This is a genomic window from Brotonthovivens ammoniilytica (genome assembly GCF_025566885.1).
In the GTDB taxonomy this organism is placed as follows: Bacteria; Bacillota; Clostridia; order Lachnospirales; family Lachnospiraceae; genus Brotonthovivens; species Brotonthovivens ammoniilytica.
Window position 1 is genome coordinate 704,067 of the sequence record NZ_JAOQJQ010000002.1, and the last position, 19,635, is coordinate 723,701.

Annotated in this window: 20 protein-coding genes; 12 read left to right on the forward strand and 8 right to left on the reverse strand. The window is 40.4% G+C overall.

All coding sequences use genetic code 11. The features are described 5' to 3' along the window. The gene (gene larC / locus OCV88_RS07835) at positions 1 to 1,299 is read left to right on the forward strand and encodes a nickel pincer cofactor biosynthesis protein LarC (RefSeq protein WP_158424943.1); all 1,299 of its coding nucleotides are present in this window, start codon (positions 1 to 3) and stop codon (positions 1,297 to 1,299) included. Here the strand turns inward: larC and larB are convergent. The 4 genes from larB to OCV88_RS07855 form a co-directional block, all read right to left on the reverse strand. Then, complete coding sequence (gene larB, locus OCV88_RS07840) at positions 1,296 to 2,066, reverse strand: nickel pincer cofactor biosynthesis protein LarB (RefSeq protein WP_158424944.1); 771 nt, start codon at positions 2,064 to 2,066, stop codon at positions 1,296 to 1,298. The genes larC and larB overlap by 4 nt on opposite strands. Before the next feature lie 96 nt (positions 2,067 to 2,162). Then, a complete protein-coding gene (locus OCV88_RS07845; RefSeq protein WP_158424945.1) occupies positions 2,163 to 3,578 on the reverse strand; it encodes a sensor histidine kinase in 1,416 nt (471 codons plus the stop codon). A 16-nt stretch (positions 3,579 to 3,594) separates the two neighbouring features. Further along, a complete protein-coding gene (locus OCV88_RS07850; protein WP_158424946.1) occupies positions 3,595 to 4,290 on the reverse strand; it encodes a response regulator transcription factor in 696 nt (231 codons plus the stop codon). A 9-nt stretch (positions 4,291 to 4,299) separates the two neighbouring features. Continuing rightward, positions 4,300 to 6,675 (reverse strand): endonuclease MutS2, encoded by a 2,376-nt coding sequence (locus tag OCV88_RS07855; protein WP_158424947.1) that lies wholly within the window; start codon positions 6,673 to 6,675, stop codon positions 4,300 to 4,302. A gap of 220 nt (positions 6,676 to 6,895) precedes the next feature. Between OCV88_RS07855 and OCV88_RS07860 the strand changes: the two genes are divergently transcribed. From OCV88_RS07860 to OCV88_RS07880, 5 genes are all read left to right on the forward strand, one after another. Further along, on the forward strand, positions 6,896 to 8,134 hold the full coding sequence (locus tag OCV88_RS07860) for a S1C family serine protease (protein WP_158424948.1): 1,239 nt from the start codon (positions 6,896 to 6,898) through the stop codon (positions 8,132 to 8,134). A 49-nt stretch (positions 8,135 to 8,183) separates the two neighbouring features. Then, positions 8,184 to 9,128, forward strand: a complete 945-nt coding sequence (locus OCV88_RS07865) for a 3'-5' exoribonuclease YhaM family protein (RefSeq protein WP_158424949.1) — start codon at positions 8,184 to 8,186, stop codon at positions 9,126 to 9,128. Positions 9,129 to 9,191: 63 nt separating this feature from the next. Next, on the forward strand, positions 9,192 to 10,865 hold the full coding sequence (rlmD, locus tag OCV88_RS07870; RefSeq protein WP_158424950.1) for a 23S rRNA (uracil(1939)-C(5))-methyltransferase RlmD: 1,674 nt from the start codon (positions 9,192 to 9,194) through the stop codon (positions 10,863 to 10,865). A 133-nt stretch (positions 10,866 to 10,998) separates the two neighbouring features. Further along, positions 10,999 to 12,996, forward strand: a complete 1,998-nt coding sequence (locus OCV88_RS07875; RefSeq protein WP_158424951.1) for a serine/threonine-protein kinase — start codon at positions 10,999 to 11,001, stop codon at positions 12,994 to 12,996. A 21-nt stretch (positions 12,997 to 13,017) separates the two neighbouring features. Beyond that, positions 13,018 to 13,659: a hypothetical protein gene (locus OCV88_RS07880; protein ID WP_158424952.1), complete on the forward strand. Its 642-nt coding sequence runs from the start codon at positions 13,018 to 13,020 to the stop codon at positions 13,657 to 13,659. Positions 13,660 to 13,983: 324 nt separating this feature from the next. Here OCV88_RS07880 and OCV88_RS07885 read toward each other — a convergent pair whose 3' ends face one another. The 4 genes from OCV88_RS07885 to OCV88_RS07895 all read right to left on the reverse strand — a co-directional run bounded on the left by OCV88_RS07885 (position 13,984) and on the right by OCV88_RS07895 (position 17,109). Beyond that, positions 13,984 to 15,201, reverse strand: a complete 1,218-nt coding sequence (locus tag OCV88_RS07885; protein ID WP_158424953.1) for a tyrosine-type recombinase/integrase — start codon at positions 15,199 to 15,201, stop codon at positions 13,984 to 13,986. Between the two features lie 805 nt (positions 15,202 to 16,006). Then, the gene (locus OCV88_RS16135; RefSeq protein ID WP_158425002.1) at positions 16,007 to 16,252 is read right to left on the reverse strand and encodes a DUF5067 domain-containing protein; all 246 of its coding nucleotides are present in this window, start codon (positions 16,250 to 16,252) and stop codon (positions 16,007 to 16,009) included. 17 nt (positions 16,253 to 16,269) lie between these two features. Beyond that, on the reverse strand, positions 16,270 to 16,764 hold the full coding sequence (locus OCV88_RS07890) for an ImmA/IrrE family metallo-endopeptidase (protein ID WP_262590964.1): 495 nt from the start codon (positions 16,762 to 16,764) through the stop codon (positions 16,270 to 16,272). A gap of 27 nt (positions 16,765 to 16,791) precedes the next feature. After that, entirely contained in the window at positions 16,792 to 17,109 is a 318-nt protein-coding gene (locus tag OCV88_RS07895; protein ID WP_158424954.1) for a helix-turn-helix domain-containing protein, read from the reverse strand. A gap of 135 nt (positions 17,110 to 17,244) precedes the next feature. Here OCV88_RS07895 and OCV88_RS07900 point away from each other — a divergent pair, with 135 nt between their 5' ends. The 6 genes from OCV88_RS07900 (at position 17,245) to OCV88_RS07925 (ending at position 19,623) form a co-directional block, all read left to right on the forward strand. After that, positions 17,245 to 17,445 (forward strand): helix-turn-helix domain-containing protein, encoded by a 201-nt coding sequence (locus OCV88_RS07900; protein ID WP_158424955.1) that lies wholly within the window; start codon positions 17,245 to 17,247, stop codon positions 17,443 to 17,445. A 155-nt stretch (positions 17,446 to 17,600) separates the two neighbouring features. Then, positions 17,601 to 17,801, forward strand: a complete 201-nt coding sequence (locus OCV88_RS07905; RefSeq protein ID WP_158424956.1) for a helix-turn-helix domain-containing protein — start codon at positions 17,601 to 17,603, stop codon at positions 17,799 to 17,801. A 201-nt stretch (positions 17,802 to 18,002) separates the two neighbouring features. Next, positions 18,003 to 18,158 carry a hypothetical protein gene (locus OCV88_RS07910; RefSeq protein ID WP_262590966.1) on the forward strand — a complete coding sequence of 52 codons (156 nt, stop codon included), beginning with the start codon at positions 18,003 to 18,005 and terminating at the stop codon, positions 18,156 to 18,158. Then, a complete protein-coding gene (locus tag OCV88_RS07915) occupies positions 18,151 to 18,318 on the forward strand; it encodes a hypothetical protein (RefSeq protein WP_262590968.1) in 168 nt (55 codons plus the stop codon). The genes OCV88_RS07910 and OCV88_RS07915 overlap by 8 nt, the downstream gene beginning before the upstream one ends. A 31-nt stretch (positions 18,319 to 18,349) precedes the next feature. After that, positions 18,350 to 18,997: an AAA family ATPase gene (locus tag OCV88_RS07920; RefSeq protein WP_158424957.1), complete on the forward strand. Its 648-nt coding sequence runs from the start codon at positions 18,350 to 18,352 to the stop codon at positions 18,995 to 18,997. A gap of 29 nt (positions 18,998 to 19,026) precedes the next feature. Continuing rightward, a complete protein-coding gene (locus OCV88_RS07925) occupies positions 19,027 to 19,623 on the forward strand; it encodes a hypothetical protein (protein WP_262590970.1) in 597 nt (198 codons plus the stop codon). The last annotated feature ends 12 nt before the right edge of the window (positions 19,624 to 19,635 follow it).

A 19,635-nucleotide genomic window follows, 5' to 3' on the forward strand; every position in this document is an offset into this window, starting at 1 on the left:
ATGAGAATTTTATATATAGAATGTAAAATGGGAGCTGCCGGAGACATGCTGATGGGAGCCCTGTATGACCTGCTGCCCCCGGCGGATCAATTACATTTTCTGGAAATAATTAATAATCTGAAGCTTCCGGGTATCTGTGTCCGGGCAGAAGATAAAAAAGTGTGCGGGATATCCGGAAAGAAAATGAGGGTACTGGTCCATGGTGGAGAGGAAGAACATCACCACGGTGCAGATCATGAGCATCACCATCACCATGGTGGAGAGGAAGAGCATCACCATGGTGCGGAACATGAGCACCATCATGGTGTGGGCCATGAACATCATCATAACGGGACTCATCATATGCATAACAGCTATGGTGAAGTTCTGGGTAAAATCAGGGACCTTCCATTGAAAGATTCTGTAAAGCAGGATATGGAAGCGGTGTATCGGCTGATCGGAGAAGCGGAGAGTAAGGTACACAAGTCAGATCTTTTTCATATTCATTTTCATGAGGTTGGAACTTTGGATGCTTTGGCCGATGTAGCCGGCTGCTGTATTTTGATGGATATGTTAAATGTGGATAAGGTGATAGTTTCTCCTGTCTGTGTGGGAAACGGTCATGTCAGATGCGCCCATGGTATTCTGCCGGTTCCGGCCCCTGCCACGGCAGAAATTTTAAAAGGGATGCCAATGTATTTTAGCAGCTTTGACGGAGAGCTGCTGACGCCTACCGGTGCGGCGCTGCTGAAACATTTTGCAGATGCATTTGGTGAATGCCCGCAGTTTATTATTGAAAAGACAGGCTATGGACTTGGAAGCCGGGAATATGAGATGGCTAACTGTGTCAGGATGCTGCTGGGCCAGTCTTCAGATACGGAATATGAGGATGAGGTTTTAGAAATATGCTGTAATCTGGATGATATGACGCCGGAAGCAATGGGAGCCTTGTATGAACCGCTGTTTGAACTGGGGGCTTTGGATGTGTATACAATTCCTCTGGGCATGAAAAAAAGCAGGAGCGGGTGGATGTTTTGCGTATTGTGTAGGCTTCAGGATGCGGAAACGCTGCAGCTATTTTTGCTAAAACATACCACTACACAGGGAATCCGGTTTCAAAAGTGGAATCGAAAAAAGCTGAAAACGGAGTTTGAAACGGTGAATACCAGGTATGGGGATATCCGCCTTAAAATCAGCTCCGGATATGGCATTCGGAAAATGAAACCGGAGTATGAAGATGTAGTGAGAGCCGCAAAAAGCACAGGTGCGGCATACCACGAGGTAATACAGGAGGTACAGAAGGATAAAAAGCTATTTTAGTCTGCAGGATGTCCTTTTTCAATTGCCTGGTTGATCATTCCGGCAAGATAGCCTGCGCCAAAGCCGTTGTCAATATTTACGACACTGACACCGCTGGCACAGGAATTTAACATTGCCAGTAAAGCAGCCAGGCCCTGGAAGCTGGCCCCGTATCCGACACTGGTAGGAAGTGCAATAACCGGGCAGTCCACAAGTCCTCCAACAGCGCTGGCCAGGGCGCCTTCCATACCTGCTGCAGCAATGATAACATTGGCTTTTTGCAGCTTGGGCAGATGATTTAAAAGCCTGTGAATACCGGCAACTCCAACATCGCTGATAAGAGTTGTGCGGTTTCCAAGGGCACAAGCGGTATAGTAAGCTTCTTTAGCGGCCGGAAGATCACTGGTCCCTGCTGTTACAATGGTGATATTTCCCACTTGAGGAAGCTCTGTTTTGGCGGCTATTCCGATGCGTGATAAATCGTCGTAAAACAGAGCAGTGTACTGTTTGAGGTAATCTGCTTTTTGGGGGCTTAATCTTGTAATTAATATATTCTGCCAGCCTTCTTTTCTCATGGCTTTTACAATCCCAAGAATCTGTTCCTTTGTTTTACCCTCTCCATAAATCACTTCTTTTTGTCCCTGACGCAGTTCTCTGTGCATATCAAGGGTGGCATAATCTCCTACCTGAGTAAAAGGAGCCAGGGTCAGCCGGTTTAATGCCTCTTCAGGAGAAACGGACCCATCTTTTATTTGTTGTAATAATTCTAACGTTTCTGTTTTATTCATGTATAAACACCTGATTATATATTATGTAAACTAAAAATGTATTACGTCCCTGTCTGCAATATTTTTATTAGAATAGCTATACAGATTGCGTAAAACTTACCTGCTTTTTGACAATGGAAGCGTAAAAATAAATTCTGTACCTACCTCTATTGTACTGATGACGTTAATATTTTCATGATGGGCATTGAGAATTTCTTTTACAATTGCAAGTCCCAGGCCGGTACCTTTTTTATCTTTTCCCCGGGAAATATCTGTTTTGTAAAAACGTTCCCAAATCTTTCCAATAGATTCCTTGGGAATACCAATGCCATGGTCCTTTACAGAAATAAATACTTTATCGTTTTTTACGGTGGTTTCTATTTTAATTGCGGAACTGGTGTGGCTGAATTTAATGGCATTATCAATCAGATTCTGTAAAACCAGCTGGATTTTGGATATATCTGCATCAACATATAATTCATTACCTGTGAGAATCAGATCAAATCGTATTTGTTTTTCCAGACTGATCTGCTCAAAGGTTTGAACCGTCATTTTTATGGTTTGATTCAGATCAAAAGAGGTGATATCCAGTAAATATCCTCTAGAACCATATTGGTTCAGCTCTAAAAGCTCCTGAGTCAGTTTTTCTAATCGTTCCGTTTCAAAAATAATAACCTGAAGGTAGCGCTCCTGCATTTGGGGCGGAATGGTTCCGTCTGCCATTGCCTGGGCGTAGCCTTTAATAGAAGTCAGCGGGGAACGGAAGTCATGGGATACATTGGATACAAACTTTCTCTGGTCTTCTTCTAGCGTGCCAAGCTCATGCCGCATGTAATTAAAAGATGCGGCAATGTATCCCAGCTCATCGTTCTGGTGAATTGCAAGGGGATAATCATAATCTCCGTGGTTATAGTGCATGGCTGCCCGTATCAGTTTTTTTACGGGAAGATGAACAGATAAAAAGCAGATCAGTAAAATTAAAAGTGACAAAGCATATACAATCAACAGTGTCAGATAAGCTCCGTCTAACAGTCCGCTTTTCATTTCCATAATATGAGCGTCAGGCATACACAGCAGAACATAGCTGCTGGCCCGGTAATTGTAGGTGATGGGGGAGTATACGCAAAGCATAGATTCAGAATAATTGTTATAAAAATCGCTCAGTGTATAGTAGCCGCTGCTGAAATCCAGGATATCAAAATCAGAAATTTTTTTCTGGTTATTCAGATAAGAAGTTTCCAGAGAGCTTACAAGAATAGTTCCTGTATTGTCTACCACATAAATATCGGCATCCAGATACGTGCTGATTGCAGACAGCTGACGCTGAAATTCATTCAGTGTCAGCTGAGATGAAAAGTTTCCTGACGCATAGCTAGAAGCAATAAGACTGGCTTCTCTGTGCAGAGAAGCAGCAGTGTTTTCTCTCACATAATTCTCGTTATATTGAGCGGTGAAAATGGCTACAGCAGTGAAACCAAGGATTCCAAAAATAATATAACCGATAATCAGACGCAGTAAAAGTTTCTTTTTCATTTGCCAGGGCTCCCCGTTATTTCAGTTCAAACTTATAGCCGATTCCCCAGACCGTTGAGATTCCCCAGTGGTCGTTATCACGTATTTTTTCTCTGAGCCGCTTGACGTGTACATCTACCGTTCTGGTATCTCCGATATATTCATATCCCCAGATGTGATCTAACAGCTGTTCTCTTGTGAAAACCTGGTTTGGAGAAGAAGCAAGAAAATATAAAAGCTCCAGTTCCTTTGGCGGCATTTCGATATTCTGCCCCAGATAAATAACCGAGTAGTTGGTCTGGTTGATAATAAGATCCGGGTATTCTACGCATTTAATTCCAGGCGCGGTTTCCTGTTTTACCGGCTGATAGCGCCTGAGAACTGCTTTTACTCTGGCAACTAGTTCCTTAGAGTCAAAGGGTTTCATAATATAGTCATCGGCGCCCAGTTCAAGCCCCAGAACTTTATCAAATACTTCCCCTTTTGCGGAAAGCATGATAATAGGAACATTAGAACCTGTGCGGATTTCCCGGCATACCTGGTAGCCGTCTATACCAGGAAGCATCAGATCCAGAAGAATCAAATTGGGCTGGTAATTTTTAAACTCCTTCAGGGCGGATTCCCCGTCGTTTACAATTTTTGTATCAAAACATTCTTTCAGCAGATAGAGTGAGATCAATTCTGCAATATTATTATCATCATCTACAATTAGTATTTTCTGCTTGCCGGCCATGGTTACCTCCTATTGAAATTCAGCGATGGTTACTCCTGCATCGCCCTCTCCAAATTCGCCCAGATGAAAATCTTTTATAATTTTCTGCCTTTTCAGATGATTGTGTACAGCTTTTCTCAGGGCACCGGTGCCTTTACCGTGGACAATCCGTACCGTATGCAGATGTGCCAGATAAGCATCGTCCAGATATTTGTCCAGGATGGAAATTGCCTCGTCTACTGTTTTGCCAATCAGATTAATTTCCGGTGAAATAGAAGCTGATTTTGACATCTTCAGTTTTCCTGTTCCGGTTTTTGGATGTGCACTTTTCAGCGGGTTTTCCTCTTCCAGCAAAATAAGGTCTTTGATATTAACCTGGGAGCGAAGAATTCCCATTTGTACAAAAAGATTGCCTTTTGCATCCGGGAGAGTGTGAACGGTTCCTTTTAGATTCATACTAAGCACTTTTACAGAATCCCCCAGACGGAGTTTTTTGGGAATGTTGGTATTGACGACGTTTTCTTTTTTCCCGGCAGATTTTTTTCTGGCTTTGTCCATTTTCTGACGGACTTTCTCACGTTCTTTTTCCATGGCCTGAATATCAACAATACCCTTGCCGTATTTATGAAAATTCCGGATGGTTTCATCTGCTACATTTTTAGCATCCTGTAAAATTGCTGCTGCTTCTTCGTTTGCTTTCAGGAGAATCTTATCTCTGCTGCTGTCAAGCTTTTGCTGTCTTGCCTCCAGCCTTTTTTTCAGCTGCTGGGCTTCGTTTTTGTAACGGTTAATTTCCCGGCGCTCCTGCTCAATGGTCAGTCTGCTTTCCTCAAGATCAGAAATAATATCCTCAAAGGATGCCTCTTCTTTATCAATCTGTTCACGGGCCTGCTGAATAATATCAGAGGAAAGGCCAAGTTTTGATGAGATGGCAAAGGCATTGCTTTTTCCGGGGATACCAATCAGCAGCCGGTAAGTAGGGCTTAATGTGTCTACATTAAATTCACAGCAGGCGTTTTCCACGCCGTCTGTAGACAATGCATAGATTTTAATCTCACTGTAATGGGTAGTGGCCATAGTGCGGATCTGTTTTTGACGAAGGGTGTCTAGTATAGAGATTGCAAGGGCAGCGCCTTCTGTGGGATCTGTACCGGCACAGAGTTCATCAAAGAGTACAAGGGAGTCTGAACCTGCATGTTCTAAGATGGATACAATGTTTGTCATATGTGAGGAAAAGGTGCTTAAGCTCTGTTCGATGCTCTGCTCATCTCCGATATCGGCATATACTTCCCGGAAAACAGCCAGTTCTGATCGGTCACCGGCTGGTATATGCAGCCCAGACTGCCCCATCAGAGTGAAAAGTCCTACTGTTTTTAAAGATACCGTTTTTCCTCCGGTGTTGGGACCGGTAACAATCAGCAGATGAAATTCATCTCCCAGCCTTACATCTATGGGAACGACTTTATGTTTATCCAGCAGAGGATGCCGTCCCTGACGGATCTTGATGAGCCCTCTGGTATTAAATTCCGGGGCCATACCGTTATGGATTCTGGCAAGCTGAGCCTTAGCAAAGATAAAATCAAGTTCTGTCAGTATCCGGTAATTATCCCGGATATATGGAATATAATCGGCGGTGAGGTTGCTTAAATTAGCCAGTATAATGTCAATTTCTTCTTTTTCTTTTAAGAATTGCTCCTTTAATTCATTATTTAGTTTGACCACAGACATAGGTTCGATAAAAAGCGTGGAGCCTGTAGATGACTGGTCATGAATCATGCCCGGAACCTGGTTTTTATATTCTGCTTTTACAGGCAGACAGTAGCGGTCATTGCGCATAGTAATGACCGCTTCCTGCAGGTAAGTTCTTGTGGATGAACTGTTTAACAGGGAGTTCATAGCATTGTGGATTTTTGTATTAATATTTCGAATCATCCGGCGGATATTATGGAGTGCGGGACTTGCATCGTCGCTGATTTCATCCTCATCTACAATACAGTGCCGTATTTCCTCGAGGAGGGGAGTCAGCGGTTCGATGGCTGAAAAACGCTGGTTTAGAGAATCTGGGGGCAGATCTGTACGCACTTCTCTTGAGTAGGATTTTGCCCGTTTGGCAGTCTCTAAAAGTCTGCAGATGGAAAGCAGCTCTGTAATGCTTAAGGCAGCTCCGATTTCTAAACGTTTCATGGATGCTTCCGGATTAAAGAGACCTGAAAATGAAAGGGAGCCTTTCTGATAAATACGGGAGAGTGCATCTTTCGTTTCTTTCTGGGCAGTGCGGATTGCGTGGATGTCTGTCAGAGGTTTTAACTGAAGACACAGTTCCCGGCCGGAGACAGAAGTAGCCTGCTGTGCAAGCTGCTGAATAATTTTATCAAATTCTAATATTTTTAATGATTTAGGATTCATGGATACCTCTTTAATGTTTCTGTTAAGTAAAACTTTATTATCTATTATTTTAAAAGTAATGTTTCATCAGAATAAAACAACCCACTTTATTTTACTCTAAATTTTCCAGACTGAAAAGTAAAATTTAGCCGGAATACTTACTTTATGCGGGACCGGAACAGGAATTAGTTATTGCAACTGTTTTACAGAAACCGTATAATTATGAAAGAGGTGCGCTTCAATGGATGATAAAAAAACAAATGATTATCGTTTTGTAAACGAAACAACCAAAAAGATACCTCCCAACTGGAAGCAGTTTGGGACAAAGCTGGGCATTGTTGTTTTTTTTGCCGCTGTATTCGGAGCTGTTGCATGCCTGGTATTCAGTCTTCTTAAGCCTGCGGTGGAAGGCAGGATTATGAAACATAATATTAGTCTGGATGATTCGTCCCAGGAAGCGGAGGAAGAGCCGGAGCAGATTGTAATACAGGAAAATAAAGAAATGACACTGGAAGATTATGAGCAGCTGGAAAATCAGCTTTACAGTGTCGGGAAAGATGCCAGAAAGTCAGTGGTTGAGATTGTAAGTGTTACCAGCGAAAAGGACTGGTTTGACAGTGATTATGAGTCCTCCGGACAGGGAGCCGGAATCATTGTTGCGGATACCGCCAATGAATATCTGATTTTAACGGAACGCAATCTTGTTTCTGAAGCAAAAAAGCTTCAGGTTCAATTTTATGGAGATCATGTGGCATCTGCCAGAATAAAGGCATTTGACGCCAATACAGGGATTGCCGTTTTAAGTGTAGATAAGCGGGAACTTGAGTCGGATACTTTAAAGCAGATAACAGCATTAAAAATCGGCAGTTCCTCAGCACTTGTATCCGGAGATCTGGCTGTGGCAGTTGGAAGTCCTCAGGGAGATGCAGGTTCTGTTCTGACTGGCAGGATTACTTCTGTGAACAAGCGGATTTCTACATCGGATATTAACTTTAAAGTGCTGACTACCGATATGGAGATTCCATCTACAGCAGGCGGTGTGCTGCTTAATACAAAAGGAGAGCTGATTGGACTGATTACTCATTTGTATAATCCGGGAGAGAGCAGAACACAGCTTATGGCACTGCCTTTTTCTGAGATTACAGAGCTGGTGGAGAAACTTTCCAACGGGAAAAGCATCCCTTATCTTGGGATTCGTTTTAGCGAGGTGACACAGCAGATTTCAGGAGATTATGATCTGCCGGAGGGAATTTATATAAAATCTGTTGATCTGGATTCTCCCGCTATGACAGCTGGGCTGCAGGCAGGGGATATTCTGGTGGAGATGAATGGTCAGGAAATTTTGACAGAGAGCGCATTTACAAAAGCGCTGTGGGAAACAAAGGAAGATCAGGAGGTTAAGCTTATAGTAAAACGGCTTGGAAGCGGAAATGCCTATCAGAGTGTTTCCTGTGAAGCTGTTATTGGCAGGATGAAATAGTGATCTGGCAAGACTTTCAGATAGAGATATTACAATTAAGGAGATTGAGATGAGATATATTGAAACATTACGAGAAGGTGAACGTATAGGGGAGGTTTATCTTTGCAAGCATAAACAGACGGCATTGACAAAAGCCGGAAAGCCGTATGATAACCTGATTTTACAGGATAAAACAGGAACGCTGGATGGAAAAATATGGGATGTTGGGTCTTCTGGAATTGAAGATTTTGATACTCTGGATTATATCTATGTAGTAGGGGATGTGACCAGTTTTCAGGGGACTTTGCAGCTGAACGTAAAGCGGGTCCGGAAAATGGCAGAGGGAGAGTATGAACCAGCGGATTATCTGCCGGTGAGTGAAAAAGATATACCTAAAATGTATGGGGAACTGATGGGTATCGTTCAGAGTCTTAAAAATCCATATTTGAAAAAACTAGCGGAATCTTTTTTTGCGGATCCTGTTTTTGCAAAACGCTTTCAGTTTCATTCAGCTGCGAAAAGTGTTCATCACGGGTATGTTGGGGGACTGCTGGAGCATACGCTAAGCGTGACTCAGCTTTGTGATTTTTACAGCAGCCAGTATCCTATTTTAAACCGTGATCTGTTGTTGTGTGCAGCTATGTTTCATGATATTGGGAAGCTGGTAGAACTTTCTACTTTTCCGGCAAATGATTACACAGATGACGGCCAGCTGCTTGGACATATCATGATTGGAACGGAGATGGTAAGTGACCGGATCCGTACCATAGAAGGGTTTCCGGTAAAACTTGCCGCTGAATTAAAACATTGTATTCTTGCGCATCACGGAGAATTGGAATATGGCTCTCCCAAAAAACCGGCACTTGTTGAGGCACTTGCCTTAAGTTTTGCGGATAATACGGATGCGAAAATGGAGACGATGAAAGAAGCACTGTCCAATGCGCCGGAAGGCAGTGCGGAGTGGCAGGGGTATAACCGTCTGCTGGAAACCAACATTCGAAGAACCAGTAAATAATACAACAACAGCTGTCAGAGTGGGAAGAAAGCTTCTGACAGCTGTTTCGATATGAGGACCATTATGCAGAAAAATGATGAAGTTGAATTGGTAATAGAGGATATGGGAACTGCTGGTGAGGGAATTGGGAAAACCGGTGGAATGACGCTGTTTGTAAAGGATGCTCTCATTGGCGACAGGATACGTGCCAAAATAGTAAAACTGAAAAAAAGTTATGGCTATGGCAGGCTGATGGAGATTTTAGAACCGTCTCCCTGGAGGACAGAAGCGAAATGTTCCTTTCACCGTCAGTGCGGAGGCTGCCAGATTCAGGCTCTTGATTATGAAAAACAACTGGAGTTTAAACAAAAAAAAGTCCTTAGTAATTTGCAGCACATTGGTGGTTTTTTAAACCCTCCCATGGAATCGGTGGTGGGAATGGAGGTGCCCTATTATTATCGGAATAAAGCGCAGTTTCCCATAGGAACAGATAAAAATGGAAGGATTATCACCGGATTTTATGCCGGCAGGACCCATCAGATTATAGCAAATCGGGAATGTGCTCTTGGTGTTTGGGTTAACCGTAAAATTCTGGATATTGTAATTGGCGTCATGGAGAAATATAATGTGACAGCCTATGATGAAAAAAGCGGAAAGGGTCTGATGCGCCATGTTCTGATCCGCTATGGATTTGCAACAAAAGAAATTATGGTATGTCTGATTATCAACGGAAAGACACTGCCTTATGCAGATGTATTTGTTTCTGAGTTATGTAAACTTGAAGGCATGACTTCCATATCTATTAATATGAATCAGAAAAATACAAATGTGATCTTGGGCAGTCATATAGAAGTGCTATGGGGACTGCCATATATTACAGATTATATTGGAGATATCAAGTATCAGATTTCACCTCTTTCCTTTTATCAGGTAAATCCTGTACAGACAGAGAAACTGTACGGACTGGCCCTTGAGTATGCAGATTTAAAAGGGCATGAAACTGTCTGGGATCTGTATTGCGGAATTGGAACTATTTCACTGTTTTTAGCCGGGAAGGCAAAACGGGTATTTGGAGTGGAGATTGTTCCCCAGGCTATTGAAGATGCCAGGCGGAATGCAGAAATTAATCACATACAGAATGCAGAATTTTTTACGGGAAAAGCTGAGGAGATTCTGCCGGAATTTTATGAAAAAGAGCGCAGAAGGGGCCGGCAGGCCTATGCAGATGTCATTGTTGTAGATCCTCCCAGAAAGGGCTGCGACAAGGCACTTTTGGATACGATACTGCTTATGAAGCCAGAACGAATTGTATATGTAAGCTGTGATTCAGCTACACTGGCCAGAGATTTAAAAATTTTGTGCAACAGAGATTATGAATTAAGGCGGGTGCGGCCGGTGGATCAGTTCTGTCATACGAGCCATGTGGAGACTGTAGTATTGCTTTCCCACAAAAAGCCAGACGGACATATCAACGTAAAAGTTGAGTTTGGCGAAGGTGAGGGAAAAGTTCCGCTTGATAATATCGCTAAAAGAGTCGAAGAGTACAAGCCCAAAGAGCGAGTGACCTACAAAATGATAAAAGAGTACACAGAAGCTAAATACGGCTTCAAAGTACATACCGCATATATCGCAGAGGTAAAGAGAGATTTAGGCTTGCCGATGTATGACGCTTCCAATGCGGCGGAAGAATTGAAACATCCGACGGCAGAGAAGGTGGAAGCAATCAAAGATGCTTTGAAGCATTTTGAAGTCATCTAAACTCACGAGTGTATCATTAGAAATAGTGGTACAATAGAAAAATTAGAAGCAATGTGATACAATGAATAAAAATCATTGAAAGAGAAGTATTACTTAAATTAAAGGAAGAGAAGGGATTAGGGAGGTCTTGTGAATGAATATTGTTGGACAAGTGATTAACGGATATTTATTTGAAGAAGCGCTTGGAAGTGGGAGTTTTGGTGCTGTATATAGAGTATCAAAAGAAAATAATGTATATGCTGCAAAAGTTTTATCAGAAACCTATATTTTAGATGAATTTAAGAACGAACAAAATCGAATCACAAGAGAAATAGATGTTTTAAAGAATGTAAAAGGAGAAAATCTGATTAAATATCAGGAAGATTTTTATTTTAAAAATGAGTTTGGCATAATGGAGTATGTCATAGTAATGGAGTATTTTCATGGAAAGACTTTAAGAAGTTTTTTGAGAAACGATGTTGAACTGGAAACGTTGATTCGCATATTTGTAAGCGTATTGTATGGCGTAAGGGATTTGCATAATACTATTATTGAAAATGCGGGTATTATTCATAGAGATTTAAAACCAGACAATATAATGATTGATGACAATCTAAATGTAAAAATAATTGATTATGGTTTGAGTAAAATTATAGATTTTTCCTCGATAACATCAACAGGAACTCAAATTGGTTCACCGCTATACATGTCTCCAGAACAATTGAAGGATAGCAAACATATTGACTGTAGAGCAGATATATATGCTTTGGGAATAATTTTATATGAAATGCTGACTAAAAATGTTCCCTATAAAGCTTCAACATTACCCGAGTTATTGATGAAAATTCTGAATGATCCTATCATACCGCCCAAACAGTACAATCCAACTATAAGTGATGGGTTAGAAAATATTATATTTAAGGCAACGGCAAAGGAATCATTTGTGCGCTTTCAGACAGTTGATGAATTTATAGATGCATTTGATAAAAAGAATATTCAAGAAGAATTAGTAACTGTAGGAAAATATTATGCGTGGGTATATCGAGAAAAAGATGTTACAGAACAATTTGAGAAAGTTAATAAAGCAGATATTATTTATCCTATTCATGTTCAAAATTGGATGAAAAAACTGCATTTACATTTTGCTAATAACAATTTTGAGAATGTAATTATTGATCCATCAACTCAAAGATTGTCTTATGTTGCGTTTGGCAATACAAAAGGGCTTGTAGAATTGCCCTATGCGCCAGAAAAAGGCGTAATTTCCTTGGAATACTTACATAATCCTCAGAAACGAAAAGAGTATATTGATAACTGGTATGCGACGGTTTCGATAGGACAGAAATTAATTTTACCGTATCATTATATAAGTAATACTGATTATCCTGTAGAAAAAGTTGATGATTGGATTAGAATGAATATTCAATTGATTGATGAAAGCGCACGGGTAGTCGAGGAAGGAAAAGAAAAATATGCAATGATATCAATTGGGCTTGGGCATTTGGTTTTTCAAGCCGATAAGATATTATCATACTTTGTTCATGCGAAAGTAGATGGCTTTATTGTGCAAGTTTCGGATATGAAACAGTTAAATGAGCAATCATTAGGGAGTTATCTTGAATTTATGGTTAATTTACAGAAATATACAAGTAAACCTGTTATTGCTTTGAAAGTTCCAATACCCTTAGGATTAACATTGATTGCTAAGGGGATACATGGTTTTTCACTTGGATTGGCAAGTATAGATTATTTTGATGAGCAATATATAAAGGAAGAAAAAGATTCATTCAATTTATACTCAAAATTCTATTTTCCACAAGTATTATCTTTTTTGACTTATCCGAAAAAGGATACGTTTGCATTTGAACAAATATATAATTATTTTGGTGGATGTAACTGTAAGTGGTGTAATGGTAAAACGGCTATTGAAATAGGTACTGGAGATAAAGGAGTACAGTTGCATCACTGGCAAATGATGATAGAAGAAGTGGATAACTTTAATCAGTATGAGGGAGAAGAACGTATTGCTTATTTAAGAGAACGTATTGATGTCGCACTAAAAAATTTGGATTCTATACCAAAGGAAATTATGGGAAGCCAAAAGAATACGGATTATTATAAGCTGTTAAAGAATTTAAAAAGGATAGTTTAATTAAGTTGAGTAGGTGGAATTATGTTTGTAAACGAAAAAGAATTGGTGGAAAAATTGGTTCTTGATTTACAAGAAAGATTTGGGACTCAATATATTGTCAGAGAACTACGAGGAGGAAATAATATTGCAGATATTGTTTATACAACGGACATAAATAGAAGCAATATTGTATTTGATGAGTATTTTAATGCATATTACTATTTTAACGGAATTTATAATCACAAAAAAGTAAGTCTAGATGAAATGAAAATTTCAGATGAAAGGGTGAACAGGAAATTTTATCATTTTCTTCGTGAGTTAGAAAATCTTGGTTATATTAAAATTAGTGGTAATTACATTACTTCTGTAAAAAAAATTGACGCTGTTACTAAGAATTTTATTGCTGTAGAAGCGAAAATTTCTGACTGGAAAGCTGGATTAGAGCAAGCCGTTAGATATAAACAATATGCAAATGAAGTATATGTTGCATTAAGTTCTGAATATGTGCAGAAAGTTGATAGGCAACAATTTAGAGATTTAAACATAGGTTTGATGAGTGTGTCTGCTGGAAAACTTAAAATATCTATTAGAGCTAAAAAACGGCCAGTAGAAAAGTTAGATATTCAATATTATATTGCTGATAGATTTTTAAAACAATTAAAATTATCAGAAATGTTAGAATAGTAGAGAAGAAAACAATACAGAGTAATTGGCAATTGTGCATTGGAAGCTGGTAAGTCAGAAGAAGATATTGATGACATGAACGAAGATTAAATTCTGAATCAGAGTGATGTAGAATTTATATTTGTTGTGTATTTGTGGGAAAAGGGATGTACGAGCAGTATTAGTACTGTATAAACATTGTCCATATTTTCGTGATTTTGTGGGGATATGTTTTGATTTGGTACTCACGTTGAGACTGTCTGTCTTCTTTGCAGGAAATAAGCGGATATATCAGCTTTTTTTGGTGGACAACAATGATTTTGTCAACCGTTTGTCAACCTTCTTTTATGAGGTTGACAATGCGGCTGCCAGTTCAAATATTTCCACGCTTTGATGCTTCATGGTATCTGTATTGTGGACATAGGTATCCATGGTGGTGGAGATTTTCGCATGTCCCAGACGTTCCTGCACATCTTTAATGTTTGCGCCGTTTTCGATCAATATGGTGGCGTGGGTGTGCCTCAAAGAATGGAAGTTAAATGTGATTCCAAGCTTGTAGTTGACGATGCGGCTTGCATATCTTGCGTGATCCGGTGTAACAGGGGTTCCGTTTTCCTGTGTGCATACAAAGGAAAGTTTGGGTTCTGATAACAGGGATGTGTTTGTATGGTCACAGATGCAGAGTCTCGTATTCAGTTTTAACAGGCAGTGTTTATAATATTCTCCGTAAAACATCTGCTTTTCTAACTGCCACTTTTTATGCTTTTTTAGTTCCTGCAGCAGTGTGGCACCGATAGGAATTGTCCGGGTGCTGGAGATTGTTTTGGGTGTTCCAAGGTACCAGTATTTTTCCGGATGTTTTACCATAATGCGGTCAACCGTGATTGTTCCTGCATCCAGATCTACTCTGTCCCAGGTAAGACCGGTGCATTCTGCGATTCTAAGACCGGTGTAATAGCAGATCAAAAAGAGGATCCGAAAATGGTTTCCCGGTGTAAAATAGTTTAAGATAGCTGAGAACTCTTCCGGAGTTATAATCCGGCGGTTGGTATCATATTTTTGGCTTTGCGCCCTGGGATAGCGGACGTAAGCCATGGGATTTTCTTTCAGGAAAGCTGCCGGATGTACTGCATAAGTGAAGGCATTGGATAAAACGCCGGTAATCCCTTTGAGATAGGAAGAGGAGAGGTTGTTGGCATACAACCGGTTAATATGCTGCTGCAGCAGAGCCGGGGTAACAGCAGACAGCGGATATGTTCCAAGATATGGTAAAATATGTATCCGGATCATATTTGCATATGCGTGCTGTGTGTTGGGTTTGCATTCTGCTTTCACATAATTTTCCTGCCAGTAGGCAAAATAATCTGCCACTGATATCTGTGACGGTTCAAATACATAACCGGTACCAGTGTACTCGGCTTTTGCTTTGGTGCCGGCTTCAATGGCCTCTGCCTTGGTCCGGTATCCGCCTTTTGAAATAGAATTTCTCTTTCCATTAGTTCTGGCCGCTTCAAAGGACCATTCCCAGTTCTTTCCACGTTTTCGTGTACGTAATTCTCCCATGTGATCATCCTCCTTTAAAAAAAATGAGTATAAAATAACACCCAATCAGAAAACAGCTGTTCTGATTGACTGGGTGCTCCGGAAGATGATACAATATTTTTGCTTTTGAGGTGTATCTCTTCGGAGCTGCATGTTGCCGTCCTCTGTTTGCAGCAGAGGGCGGTGTTTGACTTTTTAGATATATTTGCTATAATATACTTAACAAGAGAACCGATGACTAGATGAAGCCTAGCCGCCGGTAAAATGGTTTTACAAAAGTAGCGCCTTAGTTTACCAGACCGAGGGCGCTACTTTTTGCGTAATATGTAAACAACAAGAGTTATCACAGCGCAAAGCATTATTACAAATTGGATTAAATCTGAAAATGTAACCATACGCATCAGCCCCCTTTTATTTTATGGATTCTAGCGGCTGGCATATCGCCCCATCGGCTCTCTGGGTAAATATATTCAGTTGCTCTATCTATGGAGAGACAGATATTTGACTTTCCAAGTATATTTGCTATAATATACTTAACAAGACAGCCGGAAGGTGCGCAACCACCCATCCCGGTAGAGTAAATATTTGACTAGAGATAGTCGTCCTATTCTTTCTCAGGGAGCAGGACGGCTATTTCTTTTTTAATTTCATAGCAAGTGTAATAACTGCACATAACATGATAATAAATGTAAATAAATCACTATATGTAACCATATTACCACCCCTTCCGCAAGACTCGGAACAGGTGAAGCCGTCCCCCAGCTGTCCGGGTAAATATATTAAGTTTTAAAGTTTTCCCTGCCCGGTGAAGGGCAGGGGAGCGTGATTATTTTAAAGTGATTTTTTGTACATCCTTATCATCACTAAAAGAAACACAGTCTGAGGATTCTATAGTAATTTCGTTTTCATCCTGTAAAACAAATACTTCATATACATCTATGCTGGCGCCAGGTTGTACGCTTTTAGCACTATTTTCAGTGAATTTAGAATTTTCTTCTAAAAGGCTGGTATCACATCCCGTACCATTCTGGAAACACTGGATGTATGCAGCTGCATCTGCGCTGTATTTTATTAAAACTCCACAGCAGTTTAATCAGATGTCAGTTTTCCAACAGACAGCGCCGGTTCAAAGTAGATAATATAGTTGTCCACTATCGTATATAAACCGTATTTATTTTTATAGCAGTTTATGGTGTCTAATAAAAATTTCTCTGTAACATTCAGGTAATCAGCCATTTCATGAAAGGAGCGGCAGCAGTGTTCGTATGCGGTAATAATACCTGTTAGTCCAATCAGTTTATTATAGGCCCATAATCGTGCACGGTATTCCTGCTTTCTGTTTTCTGTTACGGACTGGTCTAATATATTGCCGGTGGATGTGTAGTGATGGCCAAGTTCTTCCGCTAAAATACAGGATCTTTCGGATGTCGTTTCTAATCTATTTGATAATGCTATATTTCCGGATATGTAAAGCCCCTTCAAATTGCTTTGAAAGGGGATATTTTCGTCTACGGAAATGCAGTGATCATCGGCCTCAGATAAGAGCTTTTCATAGTTGATAGTAATCACCTCCATAGAAATCATACAAAATTTACTGTCCTATAAAACGGACTATTTCCTTTTGCTTTTTATAAAGGCGATATAGTCTGCAACATCTTTTAATTCAGCCTCAGTCAGATCATCACTATCTAGGTGAGCTGCTATCGTATTTGAGTTTGCAACAGATGATACTTCCCAGCCCATAATATAAGAGGGGGAGACATTTCCAAGTTTCGCAGCAGCTTCAATTTTATCAGATGGAATATTTGTAATAAGATTATTTTCGTATTTATACAATGTCTGTTTCGATACATTTATTTTATCAGCAAATTCCACCTGACTCATTCCGTTTTTTTCCCGTATTTCCTTCAGACGTTCTCCAACTGTCATATTTTCACATCCTTTTATTTGAGTAACTTAATGATACCACAAAAAAGAAATACAATCAACAAAAATATCTTGACAAGTTACTAAAATGTGATAAGATGAGAGTAACTCAAAAAGTTACAGAAAGGAGAAAGATAATTGATAAAAACAGATGAATTAAGAGGGGTTATAGCTAAGAATGGTTTGTCTCAGTCTGATGTAGCAAAAAAGATCGGTATTACGCCAAAAACCTTTTATGAAAAGATGAAAAGCGGAGTATTTGGGAGTAATGAAATACAGATAATGATTGATGAGTTACATATAGAAGATCCGGCATCTATTTTTTTTGCCAAAGAGTAACTTTATAAGCTACAAAAATAGAAATAATGTGCAGCACAGCCGGCAGAAGAAAACTATTTACTTTTGCTTAGATACAAAAATCCCTTGTCATTTTCCATACATACCTCTGTATTCTGTCGGCTGTGCTGCACATTAAAACTGAAAAGGAGAGAAAAATGGTTGAAAACTATAAGCCGATTTATACCGCAAAAGAGGTATCTAAAGTTCTGCAGGTTAATCCGGGAACCGTTTACAATTTGATGAATCAGGGAAAGTTACCGTACTTGCTGCTGGGCTCAAGAAAAATAAGAGGGACAGATCTTGAGCGGTTCATTGAAACTTATCCGATAGAGAATAAAGAGGAACTAAAGCAATGAAAAATATGGGGGGATTACTTATCTTGTTTGGAGCCGCCAGTGCAGAATCAGAGTGGATCTGGATTCCGTGGCTGCTGCTAGGAGCAGGGGCAGTATTTATGATAACAAAGAAGAAAACATCATACTGCCGGACGGCAGAGAAATGTTTTATAGCGAATATTTTACAAACTAATTGTAACACAGATAAAAGGAGAATATCGAATGAAAGATAAAGCAAAGCTTTTAGATCTGGCAGAATTGTACCAGACAAAGGGCATTTTTGAATCTATTGTAAAAATCATCGGGGATTACAGCCTGGATGACAAATCAAAGGTGGCGGCCATAAAGGCAATGACAAGGAGTGAGACAGATGATTGAATCTGGGCATATCTTTAGCATCTGTATACACTGCGGCAGACCTATCTATGGGGAGACAAAAAATTATGACGGCGAATATTATCTGGAGGTACCGGAAGGTGTAATCCATTATGATTGCGTCAATGACTGGGCGCAAAAATGCAGGAGAGAAGCAAGATGAAATGATTGTGATAATAACAGGGAGGATAAAAATGGCAGATATTATATGTATTATGGGGGAGTCCGGAGCCGGAAAAACAACCAGTATGCGGCATCTGGATCCTAAAAAGACTATGTATGTGGACTGTGACAAAAAGGGACTTTCATGGAAAGGCTGGAAGGGACAGTATCATCCGGAATATAAGAATTATGTGAAAACCGATTACCCTCAGGTGGCACTGCAGTTATTGCGGAAGGTAAACGAAGAAGAAATGTTTCGCCATATTACGGTAGTGGTAGTAGATACGATCAACGGTCTTATGATTGCAGATGAAATGCGAAGAAGCAGAGAAAAAGGATATGACAAATGGCAGGATCTGGCCCAGAGTATCTATGAGCTGATAGACTATTCTCTTACGATGCGTGATGGGCTGACCATAGTGTTTACAGCCCATACCCAGACAGAACATGACGATAACGGATATCTGTTTACCAGAATCAAAACATCCGGCCGGAAGCTGGACAAGATCACTCTGGAAAGTAAATTTTCAACAGTGCTGTTAGCAAAGTGTGTAGACGGGAAATATGTTTTTGAAACCCAGGCCAATTTCAGTACAGCCAAGAGCCCTCTTGGCGTTTTAGAAGAAAAAGTAATTGATAATGACATCGTAAAAGTAATTGAAGCACTGCAGGAATTTTAACAAGTTTCTGCATAGTAATACCAGGAGGAATGGAGATTAAAATGAAGAAACCCAATAATTATGAAGCAACACCAGCCAGTGGGGACTATGTCCCTGTAGCGCTGGGCGGCCATCTTCTGATCATCAAAGAAGTAGCGGAAATGCAGTCACGGACAGGAAAAGACATGATAAAAGTATTCTTTGACTTTGCGTCTGGGGATGCACAGCCGGCCTATTTTTCCAATGTATTCCGGGATGATGTACGGCCGGATAAAAAATGGCCGGCGGCTGGGACAACCTATCTGCTAACAGAAGATGTGGATGGAAACTGCAGCCGCCAGTTTAAGACCTTTATTACTTCCGTGGAAAAATCAAATCCCGGTTTTCGTGTGGACTGGGGAGAGGGATTTACCAGAGGGTTCCAAAATAAGCTGACCGGCGGTGTATTTGGAATTGTGGAAGAAGAATATAACGATAAAGTACATAAAAACAGAAAGCTACGCTGGTTTAGAAGCACAGAAGGCGTTTTGGAAGCGCCGGTTCCGGAGGAGAAGCTGCTGGCCAATGGAAGCAGGAGCCGTCTGCCGGAGGATAAGGATGGCTTTATCAGTGTGCCGGAGGGATGCCAGGAAGAACTGCCGTTTTAAAAGGAGAAAAAA